At 67.6% G+C, this 22,405-nt stretch carries 19 protein-coding genes and 1 pseudogene; 2 read left to right on the top strand and 18 right to left on the bottom strand.

Translation table 11 applies throughout. The annotated features are described in order from the left end of the window. Positions 1 to 131 precede the first annotated feature (131 nt). Complete coding sequence (locus ACQP2D_RS24165) at positions 132 to 1,103, top strand: patatin-like phospholipase family protein (protein ID WP_433678189.1); 972 nt, start codon at positions 132 to 134, stop codon at positions 1,101 to 1,103. A gap of 222 nt (positions 1,104 to 1,325) precedes the next feature. Next, entirely contained in the window at positions 1,326 to 2,063 is a 738-nt protein-coding gene (locus ACQP2D_RS24160) for a response regulator transcription factor (RefSeq protein WP_433678188.1), read from the top strand. On the opposite strand, the pseudogene ACQP2D_RS24155 reads toward ACQP2D_RS24160, so the two are convergent. From ACQP2D_RS24155 to ACQP2D_RS24070, 18 genes and pseudogenes are all read right to left on the bottom strand, one after another. Next, a pseudogene (locus tag ACQP2D_RS24155) lies at positions 2,060 to 2,382 on the bottom strand (GtrA family protein); the annotation flags it as partial. The gene ACQP2D_RS24160 and the pseudogene ACQP2D_RS24155 sit on opposite strands and share 4 nt — an antisense overlap. 69 nt (positions 2,383 to 2,451) lie before the next feature. Then, a complete protein-coding gene (gene mobF / locus ACQP2D_RS24150) occupies positions 2,452 to 8,058 on the bottom strand; it encodes a MobF family relaxase (RefSeq protein WP_433678187.1) in 5,607 nt (1,868 codons plus the stop codon). A gap of 489 nt (positions 8,059 to 8,547) precedes the next feature. After that, positions 8,548 to 10,086 (bottom strand): hypothetical protein, encoded by a 1,539-nt coding sequence (locus ACQP2D_RS24145; protein WP_433678186.1) that lies wholly within the window; start codon positions 10,084 to 10,086, stop codon positions 8,548 to 8,550. 539 nt (positions 10,087 to 10,625) lie between these two features. Further along, positions 10,626 to 11,021, bottom strand: coding sequence for a hypothetical protein (locus ACQP2D_RS24140; RefSeq protein ID WP_433678185.1), 396 nt, complete (start codon positions 11,019 to 11,021; stop codon positions 10,626 to 10,628). 114 nt (positions 11,022 to 11,135) lie between these two features. Beyond that, positions 11,136 to 11,675, bottom strand: a complete 540-nt coding sequence (locus ACQP2D_RS24135; RefSeq protein ID WP_433678184.1) for a single-stranded DNA-binding protein — start codon at positions 11,673 to 11,675, stop codon at positions 11,136 to 11,138. A 596-nt stretch (positions 11,676 to 12,271) separates the two neighbouring features. Next, entirely contained in the window at positions 12,272 to 12,523 is a 252-nt protein-coding gene (locus tag ACQP2D_RS24130) for a hypothetical protein (protein ID WP_433678183.1), read from the bottom strand. A gap of 77 nt (positions 12,524 to 12,600) precedes the next feature. Beyond that, entirely contained in the window at positions 12,601 to 13,011 is a 411-nt protein-coding gene (locus ACQP2D_RS24125; RefSeq protein WP_433678182.1) for a hypothetical protein, read from the bottom strand. Positions 13,012 to 13,170: 159 nt separating this feature from the next. After that, positions 13,171 to 14,361 carry a DUF4192 domain-containing protein gene (locus tag ACQP2D_RS24120; protein ID WP_433678181.1) on the bottom strand — a complete coding sequence of 397 codons (1,191 nt, stop codon included), beginning with the start codon at positions 14,359 to 14,361 and terminating at the stop codon, positions 13,171 to 13,173. 338 nt (positions 14,362 to 14,699) lie between these two features. After that, positions 14,700 to 14,954, bottom strand: coding sequence for a hypothetical protein (locus ACQP2D_RS24115; protein ID WP_433678180.1), 255 nt, complete (start codon positions 14,952 to 14,954; stop codon positions 14,700 to 14,702). A 27-nt stretch (positions 14,955 to 14,981) separates the two neighbouring features. Then, positions 14,982 to 15,842 (bottom strand): bifunctional DNA primase/polymerase, encoded by an 861-nt coding sequence (locus ACQP2D_RS24110; RefSeq protein ID WP_433678179.1) that lies wholly within the window; start codon positions 15,840 to 15,842, stop codon positions 14,982 to 14,984. 113 nt (positions 15,843 to 15,955) lie between these two features. After that, a complete protein-coding gene (locus ACQP2D_RS24105; RefSeq protein ID WP_433678178.1) occupies positions 15,956 to 17,746 on the bottom strand; it encodes a ParB/RepB/Spo0J family partition protein in 1,791 nt (596 codons plus the stop codon). 139 nt (positions 17,747 to 17,885) lie between these two features. Further along, positions 17,886 to 18,101, bottom strand: a complete 216-nt coding sequence (locus ACQP2D_RS24100; RefSeq protein WP_433678177.1) for a hypothetical protein — start codon at positions 18,099 to 18,101, stop codon at positions 17,886 to 17,888. 113 nt (positions 18,102 to 18,214) lie between these two features. After that, positions 18,215 to 19,453, bottom strand: coding sequence for a hypothetical protein (locus tag ACQP2D_RS24095; protein WP_433678176.1), 1,239 nt, complete (start codon positions 19,451 to 19,453; stop codon positions 18,215 to 18,217). Between the two features lie 70 nt (positions 19,454 to 19,523). Beyond that, entirely contained in the window at positions 19,524 to 19,697 is a 174-nt protein-coding gene (locus tag ACQP2D_RS24090; protein WP_433678175.1) for a hypothetical protein, read from the bottom strand. After that, positions 19,694 to 20,332, bottom strand: coding sequence for a magnesium chelatase domain-containing protein (locus ACQP2D_RS24085; protein WP_433678174.1), 639 nt, complete (start codon positions 20,330 to 20,332; stop codon positions 19,694 to 19,696). The genes ACQP2D_RS24090 and ACQP2D_RS24085 overlap by 4 nt, the downstream gene beginning before the upstream one ends. Positions 20,333 to 20,451: 119 nt before the next feature. Next, positions 20,452 to 20,691, bottom strand: coding sequence for a hypothetical protein (locus tag ACQP2D_RS24080; protein WP_433678173.1), 240 nt, complete (start codon positions 20,689 to 20,691; stop codon positions 20,452 to 20,454). A 35-nt stretch (positions 20,692 to 20,726) separates the two neighbouring features. Next, positions 20,727 to 20,870 (bottom strand): hypothetical protein, encoded by a 144-nt coding sequence (locus ACQP2D_RS24075; protein WP_433678172.1) that lies wholly within the window; start codon positions 20,868 to 20,870, stop codon positions 20,727 to 20,729. A gap of 72 nt (positions 20,871 to 20,942) precedes the next feature. Then, positions 20,943 to 22,361 (bottom strand): DUF3560 domain-containing protein, encoded by a 1,419-nt coding sequence (locus ACQP2D_RS24070; protein ID WP_433678171.1) that lies wholly within the window; start codon positions 22,359 to 22,361, stop codon positions 20,943 to 20,945. Positions 22,362 to 22,405 lie beyond the last annotated feature (44 nt).

Here is a 22,405-nt window from a genome sequence, read left to right as displayed (position 1 = left end):
CACTGATCGCGCTCCATCGCACAGGTGAGTGACTGGTGACGAGCTTCTGTGCAGGATGCATCGTCAGACCTGAAAGTGCTGTGCGGACTGCACTTGTCGCGCATTCGAGGGGCCGACGATGATCGTGCGCGATGGACAGCGCACGTCTCGAACCCTCGTTGATGCAGGTCCTCGACCAGCGCGCGGGGACCAGCAGCACCCCTGATGCTCGCGACGACGACCACCAGGTCGCGATAGCGATCGAGGGGGGAGGGATGCGCGGAACCGTCTCGGCAGGAATGGCTTTGGCGCTGCACGAACTCGGACTCCTGCGCCTGTTCGACCGCGTGTATGGGTCGTCGGCGGGGGCGATCTCGGCGGCCTGGCTGCTCAGCTCCCGGCCCGCAGGGCTACGCGGCTGGACGGATCCGCGCTTCGCCGGCACACTCATCGCCGCGCGGAATCTATTGCGGGGCAGGCCACTGGTCGACGTGCAGCGTCTGATCGAGACCACCTACGTCAGGGACTTTCCCCTCGACTATGCCTCCGTGCTAGCGAATCCGATCTCGATCCACCCCTTGGCAACCGATGTCGTCACCGGTGAGGCAGCGGACCTGAACCCCGCAATCGTGGACGGAAAGACACTGCGCTTGGCATTGCGAGCGAGCGCCGCGCTACCCATCCTCGCCGGTCGACCCATCGAGATCGCGGGCCGCCGATACTACGACGCTGGGCTGGCCGAGTCGATTCCGTTTCGCCAAGCCCTGCGCGACGGCGCAACCCACGTCCTGGTGCTGCGTTCACGCCGCGGCGTGGATCGCGCGGCTCTGGGCGCGGCAGGTCTCGGTGCCCGTCTGGTAGCAGCCGCCGGACTACGCGACTGCGAGCCGGAGTTACGGGCGGCGTATCTCGCAAGGAATGCGCGTCTGGCGGAGGACGACCGGTTGCTGGCCGACCTCGACGAAGTGAACGGAGCATCGGTCGTCTCGATTCGGCCGACGGACACCTCACCGAAGATCAGACGTCTGCAATCCGATGGTTCTCTGCTCGACTCGGCCTTCCAAGCCGGCTGGGACGCCGTGGCTCTCGAGTTCGAACAGCTGCGAATCACGTCGGCACGGTGATCGCGATCTGACCGGAGAATCGTCGCGCGCCAGCCTGTTTCGACGCAATCCGGTGGTGAGCTGGAAGCCGGCAGCGCCTTCGAACGTGACAACGGCCGACCGTCCCAAGATCAGGTTCGTGGGAGATTGCTGGGAGCTGGCGGCAGGTTGGAGCGGGTGTTCACAGCGAACACCCAGCTCGCGGCGAGCTGAGGCGTGGTCGCCCACCAGACGATCGAGCCCATGAGCAACCACACCGCTGAGGCACGGATTCTCGTTGTCGACGACCAGCCAATGGTCGTCGAACTACTGTCGAGGGGCCTGCAGGCCCAGGGCTTCACAGTGGCCGCGGCCGACAGCGGAGCCAGCGGGCTGGACAAAATCCCCGGTTTTCGCCCGGACGCAGTGATCCTCGATGTCACTCTGCCGGGGATGAGCGGATTCAGCACGCTGCGACGGATGCGCGCCTACGGCGTCAGCGTGCCGGTCCTGTTCCTCACTGCTCGCGATGACGTCGATGCCAGATTGACGGGGCTTTCCCTGGGCGCCGACGACTACATCGGCAAACCTTTCAGCTTGGAGGAGGTCATCGCGCGGCTGCGTGCGATCCTGAGGCGCACCGGGAATGTCACGGAACGCGAGTCGCCGCGGATCCGGGTCGGGGATATCGAGCTCGATGACGACAGCCGCGAGGTGTGGAAGGCAGGCGAGCCAGTTCTGTTGTCGCGCACCGAATTCGCATTGCTGCGGTATTTCATGCTGAATGTGGGCAAGGTGTTGAGCAAGCCCAAGATTCTCGATCATGTGTGGCAGTACGACTTCGGTGGCGACGTGGGCGTCGTCGAGTCCTACGTTTCCTACTTGCGGGCAAAGGTGGACACGACCGAGCCCAAGATGATTCAGACACTACGTGGGGTGGGCTACGTGATGCGTGAGTCCGCTGCCGAACCGGCTGTGCATGTACGGAGGACGATGCGCTAGCCGTTGTGGAATGAGCGGTCGCGCTGGGTGCTGGAATACCGGGTGGGCCGCAAGATCCAGCGCAGGCCGATGAAGTGGGTAAGGGTGGCGAGCAGGTTGGCCACCATGAGCACGAACAACTCCACCACGATCGGTGCCCCGGGGCCCAATGATGTAGCGCCCAGAGCGATCCGCTGGTCAGCAGCAGGCCGACGCCGAAGATGATCAACCCCTGCAGGTAGTGGGAGACCGCGCCCGCCGAGCCTCGGACGCCGAAGGTGAAGGCGCGGTTGGCGGCCGTGTTGGGGAGGGCGGTGATCAGCAGTGCTAGAAGGTTGGCGAGCTATGCCCCGGTCATCGATTGCAGGATGCGAATATGCCCTTGCAGTCCCGTCGCCGGGTGCCTCATCTACAGCCCGAGGTCGTCGTCGTAGCCGAGGGTCGGATCGATGATGGAGTCGGGCTCGTATTCCGTGGGGTCTTCGGTGGTGTTGTCGTGCTGGTGGCGGGCGCGTAACGCGTGTTCGGCGGTGGTTTGTTCGGGTGTGAGTTGGGTGCGGCGGTGTTGTTCGGTGGTGAGTTCGACGAGTTCGTCTTGGAGCCAGGTGGTGGTGCCGACTGCTGTCGTGTCGTTGGTTGCGGTGCCGGGTGCGGGTCCGTAGATGATGGCTTCGGTTTCGGCGAGGTCGATGCGTTGGCTGATGTCGGTGATGGCTTGGGCGAGTTGGTCGTCGGTGAGCATCTGCACGGGATCGGACACGTCGAGGAGATCGTCAGATGGTGGTGCTGACGTCTCGGTCGACTTGTCGGGCAGGGGATGTTGTTCGATCCAGGTGGCGATGGCGAGGCGTTCGGCGAGGGTGCGTGCGGCGTGCCAGTCGCGTTTGAGCAGGCCCAGGATGGTGTTTGGTGGGTGGGTGTTGGCGATGTGGTCGCAGCGTGCGCGGATGTGCTCGGCGGGTGGGTGGTCGGGGATGGCGGGTTGGTTGTCGGTGCGGCATTCACCGCACAGGCCGTCGTCGCTGCGGCGCGGCGGGCGCGGTCTGCTGTCGATGCGGGCACGTGTGATGCCACAGGACACGCACGGCAGGGCGTGGGTTTTGTCGGTGGTTTGGTGGTCGTAGTCGGGCGCGTGGGAGTCGAGGTATCGGTCTTTCCATGGTTTTTCGCGGTAGTAGTGGTGGGGGACTCCGTCGGGTATCGGTAGATGTTCGGGGTCGGTGTCGAGGTCGCTGCGGGTGTCGAGGTAGTCCTGGCTCGCGCGTTCGGCGGCGATCTCGGTGTCGGTGCGGGGCGGGTGAACTCGGGTGGGGTCTTGTCGGTCGGGGTAGTGGTGGGTGGGGAGGGGGTGCTGGTCGGGTCGGGTCGGTGGCTGGAGAGGGTCTGTGTCTGATTGGTAGAGGTGGGGGTCGGTGGCCGGTGTGCAGGCGCGAATGAGTTCGCGGTGCTCGGGGTATTGGTCGGCGGCCCACCGTAGCCGCGCGACGGCGACGCGGAAGTGGTTGCGGTAGAGAGTGGTCGCGACGCGTTCGATGATGTCGCGTTGCTCGTCGGTGAGGGTGTCGGCGAGGTCGTGAAAGGCACGCCGTGCCGCAGGGATGTCACCGGCTTTGAACAGCGCGGCGATCGTGGTGATGTAGCCGGACAGCGGGGTTTCGTCAACGGTGCCGGTGATTGGTGGCCGGATCGGTGGCTGGGTTGTCGGTTGTGCGGTGGTATCGCGGTGTCGGGGATCGTGTGGTTGGTGCTCGGGTGGATGCATGGCGGGCTCCGGGCAGGGGTGGGAATCGGGTTGGTCGGGCTGGGTGGTTTCGTGCAGGAGCGCGTCGATGCGCCAGGCGAGGGCGTTGGCGTACTGGTCGGGGCGCAGCGGTGTGGTGTCGTCGGGTTGGGCGGCGAGGATGAGTTCGTGTGCGGTGGTCAGGAGTTCGGCGGGTGTCCAGTCAGTGCCGGTGGCGCGGTCGATCGCGGCAACCAGCCGCGGCCAGGCGGGGTCGTTGATGACGCGGTGTGCGGTGTCGGCGCCAAGGATCTGGTGGAGTTCAGTGGTCCAGTCAGGGGTGAGGTCACCGGTGCCGATGTCGGCGGCGACGAGTTCGAGCTCAAGTCGCGACCACAGGGCCGCTGCGGGCATGTCGTCGGGCAGCGCCCGTAGTCCGGCGGCGTCGGTGAGCCGGGTCTCGATATCGATGCCGGATCGGTGGGCGACCTCGATCTTGTCGGCGAGGATCGGCCACCACGGGTCGGTGAGGATGCGGGATTGCAGGCGCGTGATCAATGGAGCCCACTTGTTGGCCAGCAGGTGCGGGTCACCGAGAGTGTCGGTGACGCGGGCGTCGAGCAGGTCTTGGTGTTCGCGTTCGAGCTGCGTGTAGCGGGCGGGTCCGGTGGGGCGCGGATCGCGGTCGTCGATGTACAGGGAGGCCCGCCACACGGCAAGATCCTCGAGCAGGCGCGGGTCCGACCCGATGAGCGGTCGTGCCCAGTGCGGTGCGGACGCGGGTGTCCAGGTTTGGACGTCATCACGAATTTGGGTGGCGAGGTCGGCGACGATGCGTGCGCGGGCAGTGAGTTGGGTGGAATCGAGTTCGGCGCGTAGCCCGCGCGGTATGCCGGATGCCCATGGCAGGGGTGCGCCGGTGGTGGAGTGCGCGCCGGAGGGATCCAGGCGCCAGTCCAGCACGGCGGCAACATCATCGGCGGTGTCGAGTTCACGGGCAGCCGCGGCGCCCCGTAATGCGGTGATCGGGTCACGCCCAGAGAGCGCGATCATCGCCAAGTGCTGCCGCAGCACCGGGTAGGCGGGGCTGTCGGTCAGGTTCGCGCGTATCCCTTCCGCGGCGGTGTCGAGGCGTTCGAGTCCATCGGTGCCGAGGGCGTTTTCGGCGGCGACACCGAGCACGTCGAGGTAGATATCGAGCGCGCGACCGATCCGCTGGTGTGGATCCAGGGCGTCGCGCAGCATGGTGTGCGCCGATTTTTGTGCGCCATCGCGCCCGAAAATGCGCAACAATATTTCCACTGCGGTGCGCGGATAGACGGCCGGTTCGGACCAGAACGAGCCCTCATTGCCGTCCAACGCGGTCGGCACGTAGACGTGGTTGGCGTGGATTCCGCGGGTGAGTGCGACGTAAAGCTGTTGCCGGGATTCACCTCCGGTGAGCGCGACATGACACGAATCGGCGGTGATTCCTTGCGCGGAATCGATCGTTGTCGCGTACCCGAGACGCACATGCGCGGCCACATAATCGGCCGGAAGCCACACGCTGAGACCGACTTTGTCGTCCGAACGCAGATGTGCGGCGGTGAGACTTCCATCCGGATGCACGGCGGTGACGGTCCAGGCGTAGCCGTTGCGGACCCAATCGTTGGTACCGAGTCGTAGTCGCCGGTTGTTGCGGCGGGTGCGGATTGTGTCTCCGGCCGATGCCCGGAGACCGTCGGCGAGAACACATTCCGCACCGATCGATCCGCCGTCGCGAGCGATGCGGTCGGCGCGAGCGCGGGCATTGAGTTCGGTCACGACGTCGTGGGTGGCGGCGAGCATGATGGTGTCGCGGCCGGCGAGGTGGTCGGTGATCCAGGCGGTGTAGGCGTCATCGTGGGTGGCGCCTTCGTGCCCGGCGTGGATGCGGCCGTTGTCCAGATACCAGCCCAGCGCGGCGGGATCTCCCTCGCGTAGCTGCAAACTGGCGGTGGCTTCGGCGTTCGAGGCGAACCGCACGACGTGGGTGAGTGTCATGGTCGCCTCTGATGCGGCCGCGTCCATGTCGGTGTCCGCGCCGCCGGCCTCGATCGACGCGAGCTGGCGCGGGTCTCCGATGCAGCGGATCGTCGCGCCACGGTCGTGCAGAAATCGCAGCAGCCGTAGGCGTTTGAGGTTGCCGATCTTGACGTGCTCGTCGACGATCACCAACGTGCCCGCGTCGATGTCGAGGATCCATTGCGGCAGCGACGGCGGTAGTGCGCGGTCCAGGGCGAGGTTGTCGCGGCTGGGGGTATGGCGGTCCACGATGTCGACGACCTTGTCGACGGTCTCCACCCGTGCGCCGATCGCTTTACCCAACTCGGCGGCCGCGGACGCGGTCGGCGCCAGCCCGAGGACTCGGCCGCTGCTGGTGTGCCAGGCATCGGTGAGCACCGCCATCGCGGTGGTCTTGCCCGTTCCCGCGGGCGCGTTGGTTGTTCGCACCCGCAGATTCGAGGAGGCGAAACCCTCGATCACGCTGATCTGCCCGGCATTCAGCGGCCGATGCGGATTCCGGTCGTTGTAGCGGCGCACCGCCGCCGCGACGAGATCCGGTGGGAGTTGGCGTGCGCCTGGCTGCACCGATAGGTCGATCAGCTGCTGCTCGATCGACAACATCCGTGCCGAGGTGTAGACCTGCGCACCAGCGCCGGTGTAGACGCTGGTGCCGTCGCGGCGACGCAACAGCTCTGGCACCGTGTGTACTTCGGGTTCGTCGGTCAGATCAGGGTCACCGCGCGCGATCACCTGCTCGGGCGAGAGCGTTTCGGCCAGGACTGCCTCGGCGGCCTGTCCCCAGTCCCGACTGCGCACGTGGCCGCGGAGTTGGCGTTCGATTTCGGCCCGCAGATTGGTGGCAGCCCAGGTGGAGCGGTGCTCGGAAACCACCTCGATGACCCGCTGCGCGGTCCGGTTGATCCACGCCGTAGTCACCGCGACACGCTGGGGCCGTACGGGATTCAAGACCGCGACGACCATCGAAGATAGTGCTTCGCGGCCACCGAGCAGGGCCATTGCCTGCGCGCGCCAGGTGCTGCGCTGCTCGGCCAGTGACCGTAAGTGGTGTTTGGGTGGTCGGGTTTCGAGGGTGGCTTGCTGGGCGAGGGCATACATTTCGGTGGGGGTCGGTTCGCGGTCGAACCGGTGTTGGAAGCGTGCGGCGAGTTCCCCGACACGTTCTTTGATCGCGGCTTCACGCCGCGACCACGCCTCGATCAACCCTGTTGGGATGCCGACGATTTCGCGGATCGGGCGCTTGGACGGGTCGGTGGTGGGGCGTTCGGCGAATTCCACACCCACCAGGTCTTCGAGGTGGTGTTCCAGGCGGGTGTTGTAGATCTCGGAGACGGTGACCACCGCCCGGTAGATCGCGGTGCCATCGAGGGTGCGCCACCGCCCATCATCGGTGCAGCAACGGTTGGCGATCAGCGCATGCGTGTGGAGATCGGCGTCGCCTGCTCTGCTCTCACGATGCACAAACCGGGCGGCCACGATCCCGTCGACATCCACCTGCCGGATCCCGTTGCGGCCCAACCGAGTGAAGATCGCGTGCTCCTCCAACCAGCGCAGAGCATCATCGACCGCGGCATGATGGGCAGCCTCGACCTTCTCCGCGACCGCGCGCGGCGCGATCGCCCACAGCGCTGAGACGCTCTTGACGGGTGAGAAAGTGATGTCGAAACCCGCGACCGCGGTCGTGTTCGGGCGCGAGTTTCGTGCCACCCACCCCGACAATTCCCGCTCATTCAAGGGCGCGCGATCATAGGTTTCGCAGAACATTTCGAACGCGACATGTGTACGAATCCGTGCACGTTCGTCATCGTTAATGGCGTCATGAGGGTCGAATCCGTGCGCGATATTGTGTCGCCGGAACGCCTCCGCGCACCGTTTACGGAATTCGGAAACCTCGGCATAAACCCGGAACGGACTACCTAAACGCGACGCGCGGTCGGCGGCACGCGCGGCGTCTTTGTGCGTGGCTCCCTTGCCGATCTCGGTGTCGTAGACACGGGCTTCGATCACCTCCGCGTTCGGATGACGCCCCAGTCCGAACAGGGATTTCATCTGTTCTTCGGTGACTTCCTCACCCGCTTGGAGGCCTAACGCGGCCAGGCTCGTGCCGTGCCAGCGGCCCGGAGCTTCCCCGTGAGCGGAGTAATAATCGGCGAGGCTGGAACGGCCGCGAGCCGAAACATCATTCGCGGCGACATTGCGCAGATAATATTGATACCCATTGCCTGCCACGACTTTATGGATCGTCGCGGTCATATATCCATCAAGCACCCGACCGGCCATTTACGCCAGGGGTTGGTTTTGACTATTTTTTCGTCAAATCAAGCAAAACCCCTGGTCGTTACCAAATCGTTATCCCGTGGATGCAAGAGGTGTGCTCGTTGAATAGTGGAAAAGGGGAGGGGTGAGGGTGTGGATTGAGAATGTAGATGGTGGGAGCGGTGGGTGTGCGGAGCGTTGGGGAAGTGGGTGGCGTGGTTGCTGTGGATGACTTGTGGGGATGTGTGGTGGAAGAGTGCGTGCGGTAGAAGGGGTAGGGGCGGCCGGGTGGAGGAGAGCCTGGGGACCGGATCGTGTGATCCGGTCCCCAGGTGCTGCGCCTGACACAGCGCGCGCAGAATCTGGCGGGCTCGGGTGGGCAGTTGGTGCATGAGGGTGCTCCTGTGCTTCGGGGGTTGGTGGACCGGTCCGCCGCAGGGAAGGTCGGCACTGCGGCGGACCGGCGAACAAGGGGCCGAGGCAGGGTCAGGCCGCGCGGGTGCGTGCGGGAACCAAGCCGAGGTCGATCCGGCAGCCCGTGCAGTAGTTGTCGGCGTGGACGACACCGTTTCGGGCGCAGGCGTCGCAGCGGCCGATGCGCTGCCCGGCTCCCAGTGCCGAGCTGCGGCGTGGGCGGCGGGCGGCGGCGCGGCGCGGCGCGGGTGCGGGCTGGTCGAGGTTGCCCGCCATCCAGCGCGTGATCAGCCGCCAGGTCGGTCCGGTATTCGCGGCGGCGGCCCGGATGCGGTCCAGCATCGCCCGCGCCTGTTGCCGGTGGGTGGCGGACATGTGGGCGCAGCGGGACTCCACGTAGGACCGCAGGCCGAACCCAGCGGGCAGCGCGGGAATACCGGGGTGGCCGTCGGCGCGGCACACATCGCATAGACCGTCGTCACTGACGGGGTGCCCGTCGCGGATGTGCAGGGGTCGGCGGTCGGCCGCGGCGCGGTCGATCCAGCAGTTGATGCACGGCCACCCCAGATACGGCGTCATCGCGGCCAGGTCGTAGTCCAACCCCGAGCCCTGCCAGGTGGATTCGGTGACGTCGAGTTCGGTGTAGGGCAGGTACTCGTCGCGATCGTCGGGGACGGGGAGGCCGGTGCGCCGTGCGGCGAAGCGTGTCTGGTCGGCCGGGGTGATCTGCGGCGGCAGCTGGGAGCGGTTGCGGCGGGCGTGAGCCTGCCGGACACGAGACCACGGTTCGGGTTCGGTGTTGTGCTCGCGCAGGAACTCCCGTGCCGCGTCGTCGAGGCCCTTGTAGCGGTCGTCGTGTCCGGTGTGGCGCTCGGGTGTTTCGGGGGCGAGCAGGTAGCGGTCGGCTTCGGTGTAGCAGTGGGCGATGTGCAGGAAGTAGCTGCGCTCCCACAGGTCGGCTTGCACGTGCGCCCACAGCAGGTCGGCTCGTTTACGTGGTTCGGGCACCGGTGGGGTGCGGTCGGTGTCCGGTGCGGTGTCGATCCCATACAGGCGCTGCGCCGCGTAGCCGGCCCACTGGTGCTCGCGGCGTTCGGCGACGGCGAGGTCGCGGCCACGGTGGCGCAGACTGACCGGCGCGGGTGCGGGGACGCGGGCGCGGCGTGCGGCGATGGCCTCCGGGCGCAGGCGCGCGGCGTCGGTGGCCGCCGACGGGGTGGCGGTGAGCCGGTCGCGGTTGCGGCGCTCGCGGATGGAGCGGCGCACCCATTCGGCGGCCTCGATCGAGGTGTCGCTGGGCGGGGGGAGTTCGGGGCGGTAGAGGCCGGGGTCACCGTCGGCGGTGTGGTTGATGACCATCTCGCGGAGTTCGGGGCGGCTCTTGGCCATCCATCCCAACCGGCGGGCGGCGACCTTGTAGGGGGCGCGAGTAAGCAACTCGGCGACGCGGTTGAGGAATTCGCGTTCGGCCGGGGTGGCCAGGGCCAAAACGTGAGTGAAACGCTCACGCGCGGTGTCTGGGTCGACCTCGAGCAGGTATTCGATCTCACCGAGCGCGTCGGCGAACGGAGAAACAGTCGCGGTGTCGGGATTGCTCAACGTAGCGGTCATCACGGTTCCTGTTCAGTCGTCGAAGAGACAGCTCGGCCCCGCACCGGACGCGCACGAGCACGTACCCCGGCACGGGGCTGGGCGGCTGGTCGTCTGACCCGCCTGAGTGCGGCCGACCAGGGTGGGAGCCCGACACGGCGGAGGGAACGCGCCGGGTCGGGCGGCACCGAATTCGCGGGCGCTGGCCACCGGGCCGCCGCGTCTGGCTGGGGCGCGGCGCGGGCGAATTCGGTGACGGGCGGGGCGCGGGCCCGGAGACGTGGCGGGAGGACACCCTGGTAGCACTCGGAAGGCGGGGCAGATGGCCAGACGGTCAGCCCTCACTCACCGCCACACCCGAGCTTCACGCAATCAGCGGCGACGCGACGGCGGCCTGAACGTGCCGGAGCAGGTTCATGTGCGGGGAGGATTCACCGCGACGGCGCGACTTTGCGCGGGTGCGCCCGCGGCGCTCGAAGCCCTCGGGAAGGCGGGCACCCCGGACACCCCACCCGACCCCTTCTGCTCCTGTTGACTGTGTCCTTCGCCGAACCGAGGTGTCAGGCCGCCAGCGGGTCGCGGTCGGCGAAGTAGGCGTCGATCTCGGCTTCGGCGGACTGTCGGCGGGCGGCGTCGCGGGTGCGGTGTCGCAGATCCACGGCCGCTGTGACCGGGCGGGGTGTGCGGCGGGCCCGGCGTGCGGCGACCGCCTGTGGTGTGGTGCGAGCGACGTCGGTGGCGTCGGTCGCGATCGCGTGCATGCGAAGATCATCGCCGGGTTCGCGGGCGGGAGTCCGCGCCCACGGTGCGAGTTCGTCTCCGATCGGTACCGCGACGGCGTCGGCGAGCTGGGCGTAGTAGGGGTGGGGATCGCGTTCGTCGTCGAGTAGACGATCCAGATCACCGACCCCGAGCCGGGTCACAGGTGCGGCGGTAAGAATGTTCGTGGAAGGCATCGCGTCTCCTGGTGTGGGTGGGGTGGGATGAACACAAGCGGGGATCGAGTCGCGGGTGTGTGGTGCCCGGCGGCTGAGGTCGATCACCGGGCACCGCTATCGGGTGGAGGGTGTTCAGAACGGCGTTTCGGTGCTACGGGATCCACCGCCGAAGGAGCGCGCGCCGTTCACCGCCCATGGGTCGTCGGTGCCGCCGGTGGCTGCTGCCGTGCCGACCAGTTCCCCCGACCGGTCATCGGTGTTGGGGCGAGCTGCCGAGCGCCCGAAGCCGTTGTCGCTGTTGGTGGCGCGTTTGACGCGGTTGACCGTCGCGGTGGCGTAGCGCAGTGACGGTCCGACCTCGTCGATTTCGAGTTCGGTGCTCGTGCGGTTCTGGCCGTCGGCGCTCTGCCAGCGTCGCTGCTTGAGCCGACCGGTGACGATGACCCGTGCTCCGCGGGTCAGCGTCTCTGCGGCGTTCTCCGCGGCCTCGCGCCAAATGTTGCAGCGCAGGAACAACGCTTCGCCGTCTTTCCACTCGCCGGTGTTGGGGTCGCGGTAGCGGGGTGTGGAGGCGACGGTGAAATCGGTGACCGCGACACCATTGGGGGTGAAACGAAGTTCGGGGTCGGCGGTCAGATTGCCTATCACGGTGATAACGGTGTCTCCGGCCATGCTTGTGCTCCTTCACTGTTGGCGGGGATGTGGTGTGCGACCACGGCGTGGCGCGGTGGTCGGTGGTGTGTGTCGGTTTCGGCGTCGATGGCGGCGATCGCCTGGGTGATGGTGGTGACCGCGCGGACCGGTTCGTCGCTGATGAGTCGGTGACAGCCCGCTGAGGCGGGCCGTGGTGGCGGGTGCGGGCACGGCCAGGATCGGCCGCCGCGATGGGCGGGCCCCCTTGCGGCGTTGAGGGGACGCTGACCGGAGGGCTGGGCAATGATCAGCGCCGCCCGCCGACTCGCAAAGCGCCGGTTGTTGGTGAGCGCGAAGGCATGGAAAGCCGTTGCGGTCCGAGACGTCGGCGAGAGACCCGGGCCAGACAGCGCAACGTAGAACGCCACCCCTCTGGACGCGACGGGTTGGGGCAGCGGTGGAAGTGAAAAGGACAGCGGCAGTGGGGAGGTGGATGCTCCCGGAGGGGGTGGGAGGCATCCACTCTCGCGCCACGGCGACAACATCGAGTGTTGACGCGGGCAGCATCGGCATCGATCAGCGGTGACGAATGCTCTGGTGCGTAACCCCCGACGACCCCGAACCCCGCAACCAGGCTAACCGCGCCGCCGAACCACCGGTGCCGAATCGTCGCGGCTGGTGCCACGGTGGTGGTCGAGTGGTTCGGCGGACAGGGCGATGTTGGTGGTGCGGTCGGGGACGCCGGGGGAGTGGATACGGATGTCGATCCCGGCGGTGAGCGCGCCCGGGGAGGCGGGGATCGCCTGCCAGGGATGGTGGCGGTCTTCGTCGAGCTCGGGAAGGTTGGCCTGGATCCACGCCACCAAACCCCTGGCGTCGCCGATCACGTGCCGAGCCGATCGGCGGTGGTGAGGTGGTCGTGGCAGGTGCGGATGATGCGGGCGGCTCCTTCGGGCATGACTGCTCACTCCTTGGGCTGGTCGTGGGGTGTGATTGACTCGACGAACCACAGCGGCAACAACACCCCGCGACTGCGGCCGTGGCCGATGACGGTGTGGTGGCGGTGCACGCCATGCACACGAACACGGTCGTGGCGATGCCCGCCGACGGTGGTGATCGTGGCTGTGGCGGCGGCGCGGCGCAGCCGGTGCAGTTCGACGGCGAACAACGCGATCACCGGATCGGCGTCGACATCGGCAAGCGGTGCTCTATCGGTGAGGACGCTCAACCGCTGGTGCAGCAGATCCCGGATGCGGGTGAGCTCGTCGTGGCGGGTGCGGTCACCGAAGCTGTCATCGATGCGGGCCAGGAGTTGGCGCAGGAACACCACCTCTGTCGCGTCGATGTCGGGCGGTACCGTGCCTTCAGCGCTCATCGCCGCACCCGCCGCGCACCTGAGACCCCAGATCGTTATAACGCCAACCGATTCCGAGGTTCGCGGTCACCCGCAACACCTGCCGCGCCCGAGAGCGGTCGGGGCAGGCGGTGACGCGTCGGTCGTCGGGACCGGAGGGCCGCCACCGCCGGTGGGTGTTCATCGGATGGCTGGGCCGAGGTCGATGCCGAGGTCGGCGGCGATGCCGAGTCCGCAGTGGGCGAGGCGGCGCAGCGTGTCCGGGCGCATGCCGGTGCGCAGCGCTATCTCCAGCAGGCTCGCCATCGAATGTGCGGGGTCGGCGTCCAACGCGGCGTGCAGGGCGATACCTGCTAGGGGGCCGTCGCCGCGGATGTAGGCGCTGTAGCCCAGAAGTGTTGCGGCGTCGGCGCGATCGCTGCCCGAGCAGGCTCGCGCCAGCACGATCCACAGATTTTCCGCGGCGGCGGCGTGGTCACCGACCGCGAGGGCGAACAGCGTGTCGCGCACCGTCCGATCACGCAGTGCCGCAGCCAGTTCCGCACACTCTGTGGCCGTGAGCGCCGCGCCGGAGTTGATGTTCGCGATCTGGGACAACACCAGTTCGAGTGCGCGCCGCTGGTATCGGTCAAGATCACCGTGGCGGACCGCTGCCGTGTGGCGTCGCCGCGCTTGGGTGAGGGCTGCGTCGAGGTGGGCGGTGACCTGCTGGGTGAGTTCGGTGTCGGGGGTGAGCAGGTCGGTCAGCTCCGAGCGGGTGCGCCGGATCGGGCGACCGGCGAGTACATGCGCCACGGTCACCGGCGACGTCGCCGGATCCGGCAGCGTCCCACGATGATTCGCCTCCAGCAGACTCCACCATTGCTGGCCTGCCTCGATCGCGGACACGGCCCAAGCGCCGGCGAGGAACACTTCCTGCTGCGCGAGCCGCCGCGTGAACGCGGCGATGAGCGTGCCCCACCCTCCGATACCCGCCGCGTCGTGTCCGCGCGTGCGGCGGGGTTCGCGCACCCGATCATCGACGATCACCGCGAGCACCTCCGATGCGCCCGCGGCGGCACAGATCTGCGCCACTGACCGCGCGTACGCGGCGGCCAGACCACGCCGACCGCCGAAGGCGGGGTCCAGATCGAAACGCGCCACCGCATCGATGATCGGAGCGCGCTGCGGATCCGGGGAGCTGGCCAGTACCGCGACGACCAGCGATCGCTGCGGTGTGAACCCGACCATCGCCGGGACAGCGGCAATCAATTCCCCGGGCTCATCGACATGCAACGCCCCCGCCGCAGCACGGTCCCGGTGTTGCTGATCCGCCGCTGAGGTGGACGCGTCGCTGGGCGGGCTCAGTGCGTCGTCGGTGTTGTCGGACATAGGTTTTCATCTCCTTCTTCCGGATGGAGGTGGTGGGTGCGCCCGTCGCAGCGTTGTCGGTGTAGAACGCGGCGGTTCCGGCTCGAAGCTGGCCCGGCGTGTGCGAAAGGACGCAGGCATGGGTCGGCACAGACGATTTCGAGTCCGGCGCGGGCACGCTGTCCGTGTTTTCCGTATTGGACGGTGTCGGGGGCCGCCGATAGGCAGATCTACGACGGCGGCAAGGAAAATCGGTGTGCGGCCCGTCGCTTGCGCTGACCGCGACTCGACTGAGTTCGGGTGGGTGGGGGTTCGGATGGTTACGAGGACGGCTGCAGGAGCGCCGACGTCTCGGTGCATCAGGCGAGCGCCTGGCGCCGCGCCCGCGCGGGAATGATCCGAATGAGCCATCGTGGGCGCGCGGGCGTGTTGATCTGCTGTGGTGTGATCGGGTCGTCGAGGTCGACGCGGTAGGTGTGGCCGTCGGGTTCGATGACGTCGAAGACGGTGGTGTTGGACTCGGGTGCACGGTAGCGATCGAATGCCGCGAACGCGGCCGAGACGGGATCCTCGGCGCTCACGTCGATCTCCCAGCGGACGTAATACTCGGGCACGATGGCTGCTGATCCGATGGCCGGGATTCAGTGGCGCAGCCGTCGGGGGCGTGCGCTGCTGTAACGGAATCCGTTGCTGATAGTGCGGTGGGCTTCGATAGCGGTGAAGTCCTCGATCCCGATGTGGGCCGCGGCGGCGTCGGTGAGGACGGTGCGGGCATCGTGTTCGCTGAGTTCGTCGGCGGCCACGAGCCGCCCCAGGACCAACGCCGATCGGAACAGGGTGTGGTTGCGCAGGTGGAGCCGTGCGCGGGCGACCCGCTCGGCTTCTCCAGCCAGGATCGCCGCCAGATACGAATCCGGATGCGCCGCCACCGAACTCGACCGGCCGCCAATTGGTGCCAGAGTCGGCGGAGGCGGGATGATCTGGTGGATCAGCATTTCGGGAAGATCGGCGACCGGCCGGTTCACGGCCACGGTGTAATCCCCGTGCGGTGTACGGGATCCGGGGGCGACGATGTAGCCGCCGTGCCCGCGGGAATCGATGCCGTCGCCGATGCGTGCGACCGTGCACCGCAACAGCGGCTCGTGCGGGGCGCGGTAGTAAAGGTGCCAGCCACCGGGAGTGGCGATCGTCAACGTCGGCGGTGCAGGCCGGGGCAGATGGGCGCCGAGCCGGACCAGGGCCTCGGTGAGATCGGCCGCGGGTGGGCTCATATGGTGCGCGTCGAGATCGATGACATGCAGCCCGGCCGGGCCGGTGGCGATCGCGACGTTGTAGCGCGGGTTGTAGCCCCACCAGCGGTGGATGCGGTCCTCGTCGGTGCTGGCGAGTTCAGGCCAGCGCTTGATCGCCGGTCTCTTCCCACCCGGGCGTAGTGGGAATACCGGCCAGCCGTGGGCGGCGGCCGCGATGGCCACCGCCCGCAGGTCCAGGACAGCGGTCACGGGATGAACACCTCCTGCATGTTCGAAGGGACGGCGACCACTCTGGGTGCCGGTGCGCGGGCGGTGGTGAAACGAGCCGGGCACCGGCATGCCGGGTGGTCGAGCAAGTTCGTTCAGGCGGCTTCGGCCTGTTCCGGCTCGTCGGGTGCGGTCGCGGGGGTGTCGATGTCGATGTCGTCGGAGTTGAGCTCGCCGAGAGCGGCGAGTTCGACGGGCACGAGCGGGTGGCCGAGCTCGCGCAGGAACTTCAGGTAGCGGCGCACACCACGGTCGGCGTAGCGCCACAGGTCCTTGTCGGCGCGGTTCTCGTAGGCACCGAGCACGAGTGCGAGCACGATCACCTGGCAGCGCGCCGGTTTCGCGGTCTCCAGGTTCGCCAGGAGTTCGTCGCGGGTGCGCACACTGTTGACAGCGAGCAGTTCGACGGCGGTGGCGAAGGCGTTGTATTCGCCGAGAAGCCCAGGGCTGAAGACCAGGGCTTGGGCCAGGAACGTCGCGGCCTGCGCCGGTGGGGTCTTGCGCCCCAACAACTGGGTCACGAACTCGGTGCGGGTGGTCTTGGCGGCCACGCCCTGCTTGTTGAGCTCGCGGACACGCCGCCGGGCCAACCGCTCTTTCTCCCGCTGCTCAGCTTCGGCCTGCGCCGCGGCTTGCGCCGCAGCGGCACGGCGCGCGGCGGCGAGCTGGTCACCCTCGACTGCCTTGTCCTCGCCGGTGTCGGTGGCTTCGGTGGCTTCGGTGTCGGTGTCCTCGTGTTCCCGCAGACCCGCGGCGTCGAGCAGGTCGCGGGGCAGGAAGTATTCGGCGAGAACCTGTTCGCGCTGTACGACCTCGCGGGCGTGGCGCAGCCCGTCGGCGGGTTCGGTATCGGGGTGCTCGCGGGTGTCCCAGTCCACGGTGTCGGGGTCGACGAGAGCGCCTGTGTCGACCTCGACCCACACCATGGCCTCGCCGAGCTCCAACCACACCAGCCAGAAGCCGGGGTTGGCGTTGATGTGGGAGGTGTCGACCGCCGCCCCGTCGGCGTCGACGAGATCCGCGGCCAACATCAGTGGCCCGTCGTCGCTGAATTGCGCGGTGTCGGGGTGGTCGGTGAGGATCCCGATCCCGGTCTCGGCGTAGGGCAGTGCCGCGGCCAGGTAATCGCGCCGCTCGGCGCGATCCTGCGCGATCCGGTTGGCTTCGTAGGTGAACCAGTTGCGGTTGGCGCGCATCAGCCGTTCGACGGCGTCGGTGTCGCCGAGGGTGTCGTATTCGGCGATGAGAGCGGCTTGCTCGAGGTCGTACTGTCCTTCGTCGATCAACCCGCGCGCGGTCGCCGAGGTACCGATCTTGCCCGCGCGTTTGATGTCGTCGCGTTTGGTTTGCAACGCCTTCGCGACCCGGGTGATCGAGGCTCCGAGGTCCAGCATCTGGGCGATGCCCGCCGCGCGGTCCCCGTCGGTGAGCGGGATCCGGCGGTCGTTGACGGTGATCTGTTCGGTGATGCGGTCGATCTCGGCTTCGGTCGCGTCCACGGTGGGGTCGAAGTCGGTGACCCATACGGGCACCTCGGTCTGTTCGAAGGCGAGCGCGGTCAGGGTGCGGACCTGCCCGTCGCGCACGACGTGGCGTCCGTCGGGCATCCGGATCACCTTGATCGGGTTCTTCACGCCGTGCTCACGGATGGAGTCGGTGACCTCGGGATGGTCTTCGAGGCGGAAGCTCTTGCGCACGTTGTCCGCGACGTCCAGCAGTCCCGGGTCCATTGTCGGCCCCCGCTGCGGCGACGGCGCGGCCACCGCGTCGTCGGGCTCGGAGTCGACGCCGCCGGACACGACCGCGGTGGCGGTGGCGGGGAGGTCGGTGCTGTCAGGGGAGATGGTGTCGGCGTCGAGGGTGGGTGTGTCGGTGTCGTAGGTCATCAGGGAGGGCTCCTATCGTGAAACAGGCAGGCACCGGCCAGCTTTGGACTGGTCGGTGCCTGCCTGAGGCGGATATGAGTGCTGTGAAATTTGAGGGCGGCCGGCCACTGGGTGCGGGCCGTGGACCGGCGGGGGTGGGCTAGCTCTTGGTGCGGGGTGCGAGGTTGATCGGGCGCAGGAACCGTGCGCCGCGCTCGTCGGGGTCGCTGTAGCCCCAGTGCTTGCCCTTCCAGTCCGGGTGCTCCTCGCGCCAGCGGGTGACGGTCTTCTCACCCAGGGCGGTGACAACGCCAGCGGCACCGAAATGTTCGGCGCTGTCGAACTCCGCGCGGGTCAGAGTCAGGGTTTCGGGCATGCGCAAAACAACCTCCTCTAGGTCGGGACCGTGCAAGGGCCCAGGGATGGATGAAGGAGAGCAACGACTACGCCGGGCGGCGGGGGTGTGTGCGGGGCCCGCCGCCCGGTGGCTCACACGAGCGACATCGCTTGCAGGGCAAGGTCGTCGAGGGTGTCGGCGCGGTCGGCATCGGGGACGGTTTGGCTGTAGCTGGTGACCGCGTTGGCGATCCCGGCGGCGGTGAGCTGACCACCGGCAATGAAGTGCGACAGGATCCCGGCGCGTTCGTCCTCGGTGAACCCCAACTTCTTGGCCACGACTTCGATGGTGCGGTCGGGGTGGGCGACCGGAGTGGTCGCGTGACGTTCCAGCTCGGTGACGCGGGCGGCCAGGAACTGCGGCGACAGCCATTCGGTGACCTTGTCGCGGGTCTCGGCGGTGATCACCGCCAGCCGTTTGCGGTAGGTGTCCTGTGACCAGCCACCGATACCGCCGATCTCGAGGCGGTCCCCGATGTGGCGTTTGGTGTAGGCGAACATCGGCAGGGTGAGCCCGTTGCCGCAGATCTCGACCATCAGTTCCGGTTTCAACGTGACGGCGTGATGCCCGATTTCGGAGTTGGAGAACCGGAACCCGGCGAATACCACCGGTTCCGCACCGGGTGCGTAGCCGTGGCCTTCGCGGGCCGCGATCGGGCGCCACCGCTCCAGTTCGCCTGCGGCGCGGCGGCGTTCGGCCTCGAGTTCGGGGTTGGCGAACGGGCTCCGGTAGTTCGCCAGGAAACTCGGCGCGAGCGCGGACACCTTGGGGGAGAACACTTTGCAGTGCATGGAGGATTCGGTCAGATCACATGAGCGGACCGACACATCGGCATCGGCGGCCCGGATGCCCTCCAGCACGGCGGTGAGGACGTCGAGGTTGTCGATGATGCCGTAGCGATCCGAGAGCACCGCCCGCAGGATCCCGGGCTCATCGGCGACACCGGAGGTGAACAGGCGCAGCAGAAACGACCGGTCATCAGCCGCGCCGGGCAGGCGCGGGTCGTCGGAGCCATGCAGCAGGCCGTTGATGTTGGCGTCGTAGAGATCGGTGCGCGATTGCTCTCGCAGCCACTTCAGGTACCCGACGGGGATTTTCAGCTTCGATCCGAGATGCGAGTCGGCGGCGGCGGTCGGCCGATACAGGCCGTCGACGAGGGTGAAACCCCGCTCATCGAGAACCGGTTCGACCCCGGACAACTGCAGCAGACCATCACTGGCACGCAACGCCGACGCCGGGGCGACGACATCGACCTTCGTGGCCTGCTGAGCATTCAGCAGCCCAACCAAATCCCCCAACTCGGCGTGACGCACACAGGCAGCAACGGACATGGGTGAAAGCTCCTCTCCGACAGACAGATACGGGGCCTCGAGGGCAGCGAAGATGTCGCCGCCCTAGGGTTCAGCGCTGCTGGCGTAATGCCTGCACCAGCGCCCAGGACGCGTCGACCTCGGCGCGGGCCGCAGCGTGATGGCGAAATGCGAGTTGTTCCAGGGTTTGGATGACCTCGAGGGCGGGCGGTGTCCTGGCGGCGTTGCTCGGCCAGCCAATGCCGATGTCGCGCGGTGAGGTCACCGGTGATCTCGGTGACCATCGGTCGGGTCTCGGTGATCTCGTCGATGACCGGATGGTGTTCGCCACATCAGCGAACATCTGCCGGCGGGCTTCGGTGACGGATCGGCGGTGCTGTAGAGCCAGTCCAGAACTTCGCGCAGTGTCGACGCGCCGAGCACGGTGATGCCCTCGATGGGCGGCAGGTGCGCGGTGTGTTCGGCGGCCACAACGACGTAACGGAAGCCGGCTTGCGCGGCGGCGGTGACCGCGGTGGTGATCGCCGCGATCGAACCGGTATCGGCGTCGGCGGGTCGTAGCCTGCCGTCCAGGCAAAGCTCGGCTAGGAACACGACGTGGTCCAGACCGCTCCAGCCAGGATTGGTGGCAGCCGCGACGACGGCCACGGCGACCGCGAGATCGTGCAGCGGACTGGCCTCCTGGCTCCCGAGCCGGTACAGGCCGAACGCCCCCGAGGGATAGTGCGCGCCGCAGTTACGGACGGCGGCATAGACCCGAGCGCGGACTTCCGGGCCCAGCGTGTGGGCCGTCGGTGCGTCGGTGACCGAATCCGCGACCGCGGTCGGGCACGCGGTGACGAGGGCCACCTCGGCGGTGTCCGCGCGTGGGGTGAGGCTCCAGGCGAAGAACTCGATCATGATCGCACCAGCTCTCGGTCGGTCGGCGTCGCCTGATCGGTATCGGACATGACGAAATCCCTTCTCACGACGACGAACCGCGAATGCGGGGAGTGGATAGGCAGCCGGCGCGGCCGGGTTCAGGGGCAGACCGCCGGTCGGGTGGGGTCCAACTCGGGGCCCGCGCCGATGTCACGGCCACAGCACCAATTCGTCCACGCGTCAGCGATATTCGGGCGCGAACCGCCCGCGGCGACAAGCACGGCGAAGGCATGCCCGAAGTCGATCGCCTCCCCGGCGCCGACCCCGCGCGCGTCGCACCAGCCACGCACGTAGCCGACGGCCTCGAAACACAACAACTCCGCCGTCCGGTTCCGCATCGCGGCGCTGTACTGCTCGAACCCCGGCACCCGGCTCACCGGCCCGCTCTGGATTCATCGGCGAGGCCGCCACAGATATGCCACGGCCGCCAGGCGTGTGGGTTCGGGGGCACGACGATGCGCCGCTGCGCGAGGTACTCGGCGGCGCTGGTCGCGGCAGCTGGTTCGAATGCGGGCATGACGAACAACTCCTCTGCGGTATCGGCGAAACCACCCCGCACCCATGCGGGTTCGGAGCGACATTGACAGGGTCAGGCCGCGACAGCGGGCAGGTAGGTGCGGGCCTCGACGATGACCCGGACCTGGTTGTGGACCTCTTCGGGCCAGCACACTGGCCCCGACACCGCGAACTCGGTGACCGGCAGCTCGATCGGATCACCGTGCAAACGGCCCGGTTCGCGGCGCTGCGCGCTCACCCGCACCGTCCCCGGGCCGTTGACTGGTTCCGGTGGGGTGGCGTACCAGTGTTCCGGGTGCGCCCACACCGCCGTGTATTCGAGGCCGTCGGTTTCCCAGTACCAGCGATCGGCCTGCGGGCCGCGGTGGTGGTCGAGTTTGGTTTTACCGCCCCGGCGTTTCGGCCGCGCCGACAGCGCGCCGGTATCGAGTTCATCGAAGCTATCTGGGAAGCGTTGGCGAGCTTCGGCTTCGGTTATCACCGCAGTGATCTCGTGGTAGCGCGCGGTGTAGTCCGTGGTGACCTGGCGACAGCAGCTCAGCTTGCCCACGATGGTGTGCAGCAGTACGCGCGGCTGCGGAATGTTCACCACCGACACCGATTTCGTATTCACCCGGGTGACTTGGCGCCACGCGCCGCCACCGACACGCACGAAATCGCCGACGGTGAAGTCTGCGGGTCCCCAGCCCGGGGTCAGGCCGTCGGCGATCTGTTGATCGCGGACCTGATGCCAGTAGATGATCTCATCGCCGCGCTGGGTCATCCGGTTGACGACTCGCGCCCGGTACTCACCGGTGGCGGGAGCATGGGTTTCGGCGTACTGCACTTCCCCGTCAGCGGTCCGTGAGATCACGCGGGTATGACCGTCGAGGATGCGTTGATCGCCGCGCTGCTCGGCCTCGAGGGTATCGATACGATTGGCGACCGTGCACGGGGCATAGCGGTGATCGGTGGTTTCCGCCGCCGCGTCGGCGCGATCATGGGCGCGGTCGGCGTCCCGGTTGGCTTGCACCGACCGGCCCAGCGCATCCCATGCTTTGTCGATTGCACGCCGGTGCCGTTTCTCCGAGTGGTGTCCGATCTTGATGGGTTCACCACCCGGTGGCAACGCCTCGCAGGCACGCTCATGTGCCACGTCGGCAGCGGCGGCTTGCGTGTCCTTGCGGGATGCCTTGTCGCGCAACGCCTCCACCCGGTCGACTTGGCGTGCGGCGCGGTCGCCTTCGGCGAGCCGGGTTGGGCGCGCGGTGGGATCGACACGGACCTCGACCTCGAACCCGGCCTCGTGCAACGCCTTCGCGGCGGCGTCGATGGCGAACTGCTTGGGCTGGCGGTCCCGCGAGGACACCACGATCCACATGCCCAGGCTACGAGCCCATCGCCAATGTCCCACAGCCTGTCTGACCCCCGTCATCACTTCATAGGTGCCATCACCACGAACCGTGCCCTCCAATACGGTGCCTTCCTCGGCGGTATGGGAAATCTTCACCATTCGTCACCACCACCTCTCTCGCTAGTTTGAACATGCGCATGAAT

It is taken from the genome of Nocardia sp. CA-119907 (genome assembly GCF_050955995.1).
GTDB lineage: Bacteria > Actinomycetota > Actinomycetes > Mycobacteriales > Mycobacteriaceae > Nocardia.
Note: the sequence above shows the minus strand (reverse complement) of the source record. Positions and strands in the feature narration are given on the sequence as shown.